The 4917-nt window shown below is 49.4% G+C and carries 8 protein-coding genes; 4 read left to right on the top strand and 4 right to left on the bottom strand.

Annotated features, from left to right (window positions below; genetic code table 11):
- The 4 genes from KP814_RS31855 to KP814_RS31840 form a co-directional block, all read left to right on the top strand.
- The coding region (locus tag KP814_RS31855) for an EndoU domain-containing protein (RefSeq protein WP_216740561.1) at positions 1-272 on the top strand (272 nt) is incomplete at its 5' end.
- Between the two features lie 211 nt (positions 273-483).
- A complete protein-coding gene (locus KP814_RS31850; protein WP_216740560.1) occupies positions 484-810 on the top strand; it encodes a hypothetical protein in 327 nt (108 codons plus the stop codon).
- A gap of 316 nt (positions 811-1126) precedes the next feature.
- Entirely contained in the window at positions 1127-2740 is a 1614-nt protein-coding gene (locus KP814_RS31845; protein WP_371824108.1) for an RHS repeat-associated core domain-containing protein, read from the top strand.
- Positions 2733-2999, top strand: coding sequence for a hypothetical protein (locus tag KP814_RS31840; protein ID WP_216740559.1), 267 nt, complete (start codon positions 2733-2735; stop codon positions 2997-2999). Before KP814_RS31845 ends, KP814_RS31840 begins: the two co-directional genes overlap by 8 nt.
- Positions 3000-3221: 222 nt before the next feature.
- Here the strand turns inward: KP814_RS31840 and KP814_RS33040 are convergent, their stop codons facing one another.
- Genes KP814_RS33040 through KP814_RS31820 form a run of 4 tightly spaced genes read right to left on the bottom strand, consistent with a single transcriptional unit; the run spans position 3222 to position 4877 of the window.
- Positions 3222-3752 carry a hypothetical protein gene (locus tag KP814_RS33040; RefSeq protein WP_253938793.1) on the bottom strand — a complete coding sequence of 177 codons (531 nt, stop codon included), beginning with the start codon at positions 3750-3752 and terminating at the stop codon, positions 3222-3224.
- The gene (locus KP814_RS31830; protein WP_216740558.1) at positions 3752-4156 is read right to left on the bottom strand and encodes a DUF5675 family protein; all 405 of its coding nucleotides are present in this window, start codon (positions 4154-4156) and stop codon (positions 3752-3754) included. Before KP814_RS31830 ends, KP814_RS33040 begins: the two co-directional genes overlap by 1 nt.
- Before the next feature lie 18 nt (positions 4157-4174).
- Positions 4175-4465 carry a DUF6127 family protein gene (locus tag KP814_RS31825; protein ID WP_011399364.1) on the bottom strand — a complete coding sequence of 97 codons (291 nt, stop codon included), beginning with the start codon at positions 4463-4465 and terminating at the stop codon, positions 4175-4177.
- 58 nt (positions 4466-4523) lie between these two features.
- Positions 4524-4877, bottom strand: coding sequence for a DUF2793 domain-containing protein (locus KP814_RS31820; RefSeq protein WP_216740557.1), 354 nt, complete (start codon positions 4875-4877; stop codon positions 4524-4526).
- Positions 4878-4917 lie beyond the last annotated feature (40 nt).

Raw genomic sequence — 4917 nt, 5'->3', positions numbered from 1 at the left:
AAGGTGAAATAGTAAATCGTACTGCTAAGGGATTCCATAGCTCTGCGGATTCTCATTACATGTTTGGATCTAAGGCCACAAGAATAATTAAGCGGTGGGGGCTAAGAAAGAACGGGGTTTATATGGCATCTGCCGAAATATGGGATGACGAAACCAAAAGATATAGACTTAAGAAAGTAACTACAATGTTCCCTGATCGGTGGTCAAAAGCCCAGGTTTCAGCTGCACTGTATAAAGCTTGGGAAAAAATAAGCGTAAGAGTACTGGCTTAGTTAGAATTTCTGGCAATAAGAGAAGCGCGATTCCCCTGGGCGCGCAGCCGATAAGCTATTATTTAAGGGGGCCAGAATAAAAGATATACGATGGACGTGGGCCTATTACGTTGATCCCGGAGCGAATGGGTTTGCAGTTCTAGGAAGACGGCGTGCCTATTGTTGTTTTTGTCAAAATGGGTTTGAAATTGAGAACTAGCGGTGAATATTAATGTACTGCATTTACTACACAATTGAGTCGGCTAAAAAATATAGGTCGTCACGAAATTCACCTTTAACTAATAATTTGGATGAGGCTTTTTCTCTTGTAAATGATTTAAAGTATGAGGGAACAGACTTCGTGTTTATTTATGTGGAAGAAGACACAAGCAGAACAACGTTGACGGTAAACGAGAAGGGATACTATGTCGAAATAATGACATCTGCCACATATTCAAAGACTATGAATAGGCAGGAAGTTATTAACTTATTAAATAACTTTGAAAATATAAGGATTGACCCAGGAAAGTACTCATTTGATGAAGAGGATATTTACTAAAGTTTAGTCTCCTGTATTTTCCCGATTCAGCGAGGATGTGTTGTATGTGGAGGGCAAATATTAAACAACGGCACATAGAAAAATATTTCCTCAGCACCTAACGACAACGGCGAAAAACGGACGCGCAGATGGCAAGGCCGAGACTTTTACCTATAAAGACATTGGCCTCGTCTGACCGCCAAGGGAACGACCCGTTATCAATACGATGCGCTGAAGCTATGACAAGGCGGGCAATAAAACCTCCGCCACCGTCACCCACCAGGGTAAAGCGGAACCGACGACCTACCTGTACGATGCGGTGGGCAACCGTGAGAGCGTGACGCAAGCCAACGGCCAAACCCCCGCCTATGTCTACGACGCCTTGAACCGACTGACGCGTCAAACCACGACGGATGCGGCGGGCAATGTCATCGCCGACTACCGTTACACCCTGCACAGCACGGGGAGACGGGAGCAAAACGAAGAGCTGCACAACGGCCGGGTGTCGACCTATACCTACGACGCCCTGTATCGCCTGACGCATGACGCCATCAGCGATCCGGTCAATGGCGACTACAGCGCGGAATACCGCTTCGACAASGTCGGCAACCGCACCTACAGCATCATCGACGGTGTCCACACCGCCTACAGCTATGACGACAATGACCGCCTGACGCAACAGGGCGGCGTCACCTACGCGTATGACGCCAACGGCAATACGCTGACGGAAACCGAAGACGGTCTGGTCACCGCTCGTTACACCTACAGCGCGAAGAATAAACTCCTCGCGGTAACCAAAGCGGGAGAGACCACCAGCTTCGGTTATAACCCGGATAGCATTCGCACCCGGAAAGCGGCAAGCGGCGCCACCACCGACTTTATCGTCGACCAGAACCGCGACTACGCACAGGTGCTGCAAGAAGTCGTCAACGGCGTCAAACAAGTCAGCTACGTCTACGGCGACGACCTGCTAAGCCAGGCAAGAGCTGGCGACGTCAGCTACTATGTCTACGACGGCCAAGGCTCCGTCCGCTCTTTAACAAACCAGACCGGCGTCCAAACCGACAACTACCACTACGACGCCTTCGGCATCCTGCTGCACAGCGAAGGAGACACCCCGAACAGCTACCTGTACACCGGAGAGCAATACGATGCATCCCTGGATCAGTACTACCTAAGGGCGAGGTATTACGACCAGAAGCAGGGACGGTTTACGCAGATGGATACATGGATGGGGCGAAATCATGATCCTGTTACGTTGCATAAGTACTTGTATGCGAATGCTGATCCGGTTGGTCATATAGATCCTACTGGTCACTTTTCTCTGGGGAGTATAGGTGCAGGTTTAAATATTACTGCATCGCTTGCATCCGCAGCCAGCAGCGGATATGACTTAGGGACAGCCTTATACGGCCACTTCTCAGGATCAGATCCGCTTTCTTTTGACCAAGCTTCTGCGAAGCAAATAGGGTTTGCTGTACTGGCAAGCTACGCTGGAGGAAAGCTACTGAAGCTGCTTGCTAAAAGTAAAAGGTTTAAGAAGTATCTTAAAGAGCGGACACTGTATCGAGGAGTAAACCAGGAGCATGAAAACTTTGGAGATGCTATAAAGGGATATGTTCCTGGAGGGTGGGGTGGCTTGTTTTTATCTGCTGAAGAGCGAGACAGTGCTGCATCTGATCATAATACGGGCACTCACTTTAGCACCCCATTTTCTTCGTGGTCAGCAAGAAGGCAAATAGCAAAAGATCATGCAACGAGACATATGAATTTAAAAGGAGTCGTTATAAAAGCTAGTATAATGTCTTTTAGGATATTCAAAAGCCCAGATAGAAAAACACATTTCAGTGTCGATGCATTAAGGGCATTTGGCAGCGAGTATGAGTTTCTTGTAGTTGGGCCTGTTCAAGGTGTTCCTACGCGCGTTGGAAATTGGAAGCACGATGAATAATAAAGTTGTGAGTGTAACCGTCGCACTAGGGCCTACCCCTATTCCTAAGGAAGCCGAGTATTACTTTATTTACAGGTACAGTGAGGTAACAATTACACCTTTAAAAGATTCAGTGGCGGAAATATCTTTCAAAGTTAGTGGCGAGTTGTGTCCTGAATTAAAAGCGGGTTTAGTCGGTGTTATAGAGCATAACATGTCATTATTTGGGCTGAACTGCCATGACTGGAATTTTGAAGCTATTAACCAGGCATCAATATAGGCATTCTATGCCGCATATTTGATGCTTGGGTGATTAAAGTATTTTTTCACTCTCGAAGGTTTCTTTTGCAACATACACATATGTGATCGAACTTTCTTTTTGAGACTCCCTTTCATTCACGCTGAGGGTGTTCAAAACTCTGTGTCAACCAAGTCACGGATTGGTGTGAGCGCCGCATCGGAGGGTATTCAAAAATCCTGTGATGTGCACGTAACGAACTCACTAACCCTTTCGTAATTGGCTTGGCCTTGACCCAAACCACCAAGTGACGGCCGTCGTTGTCAGAAATAACATCTTCGCGATGGCCTCTTTGTACAGGGCCATTAAATCGACCGGGCTCAGCGCGCCAACGCCACCGAGATGGCGGCTTATATTCAGGGTGACAAACGTCGCCAAAATAAGCAGATAGACAGTAATCAGAGGCCGCATCAGGCCCCGGATAGCGTCCACAAACCACATCCCATAAGTTTGACTCTGCTCTTTAAGCCCATCCTTGAACGCCGTGGTCTCCGCGATATCTCTGTTTATTCTCCCTTCCGTGTCCGCTCTTAGAATTTGTTTGTCCGCCAGCGCCAGTTCATGGTTGTACTGGAGCTCCGCTTCCTGTTTGCGAAGTGTGGCCATTTTCAGCTCATAGGTGAGTCTGAACTGCTGATCCTTGCGTTCTTCTCGTTTGGTTAACCAACTCCCAAACATACCCACCAACGCGCCTAACCCTGACGAGGAAAACAGCGCCAGCAGTCCTTCCAGCATTAGTGTTCCCCTTGAATTGTCAGCCGCAGTGGCTCTTTATTCAGGAGTTCGGTGAAAGCATGAAGGGCTGAGCGAGAGTTAAGGACGGCGGGTTTCCCTGAGAGCCAGCCACGGCGATCGCCGATCAGAAGACATCCCTGTGTGTGAGTGACAATATTGCCATTGTGAATCAGGATGCCGGTTCTATCTGGCACATCCTGCAGCCAGTACACGTTCTTGTACTTGCCGCTGCTGGAGCGCTCCATAAAGGTCGCTTCATAGACGCCTGCAGGTATACAGCTCACTTTTGGCCGGTTATCCAACCAGGGCCGCTCAAGGATCTGAAACGTCGCCCCTTTCACTGTCAGCGTACTGAGAATACACCCCGAGTGAACTTCATCGCGGATCATCATTGCCTCAATCATCGTTTGCTCCTTGCGCGATTAAGACTGAAACAGTTTCAACTTAATCGCCGCACCGACCAAAAATGCCGCTAACAGCCCGGTCGTCATGGCTTTCACCAGCGTGCGCCAGGCAGTGCGTCGAGCATCGCGCCAAGCTTCAAGCAAGTCTCGCAGTTCTCTGATGTCGCGAGCGGCATGACCGTTCTCCAAGCCAAGATGAGATAGCACGCGCAAGGCGCCTTTTTCCGCAGCATGATCGAGTAGTTCGTCCAGTTCTTCCCGCCGCAACAGCAGGATATCTTCGGGCACAGAGAGATTCGTCTCCGTCATTAGGGAACTCCAAAGAAAGTTTAGATCGTTTTTTTAGGTTGTTGGGACACTGTCGGCGTCAGAGTGATACGCCGGCGCTCCAATCCGTTCCGGTGTAAGCGCAAAGCCTGGCTTCCTCTTCTACAAAGCACAGCCAGCCCGTTTTAGGCGTGTAATAGTCCCAGGCGTTTTGAATACGGACGGCGACCTGGCCGGCCTTGTCTTTCCATTCCCCAGTCGCGTTGACGGGAATCAGATAACGATCGCCGTCCTGAGCCGTAGCAGGCGGAGCGCTCAGGTGTCGCCCCTTGACGGATAAGCTCACCAACGCGCCCAGGCGTTTAAGGTTAGCGTCCATCCCCGCAGCCCATCCCGATTCCCCCGTGCTCCAACCGTAGTTCAATCCAAGATTGGGATCAGTACGTGCAGACATTAATGCCCTCCATAATATTGGTCATAGTTAAGGCCATACC

It is taken from the genome of Hahella sp. HN01 (assembly GCF_018986435.1).
Lineage (GTDB): Bacteria > Pseudomonadota > Gammaproteobacteria > Pseudomonadales > Oleiphilaceae > Hahella.
Note: the sequence above shows the minus strand (reverse complement) of the source record. Positions and strands in the feature narration are given on the sequence as shown.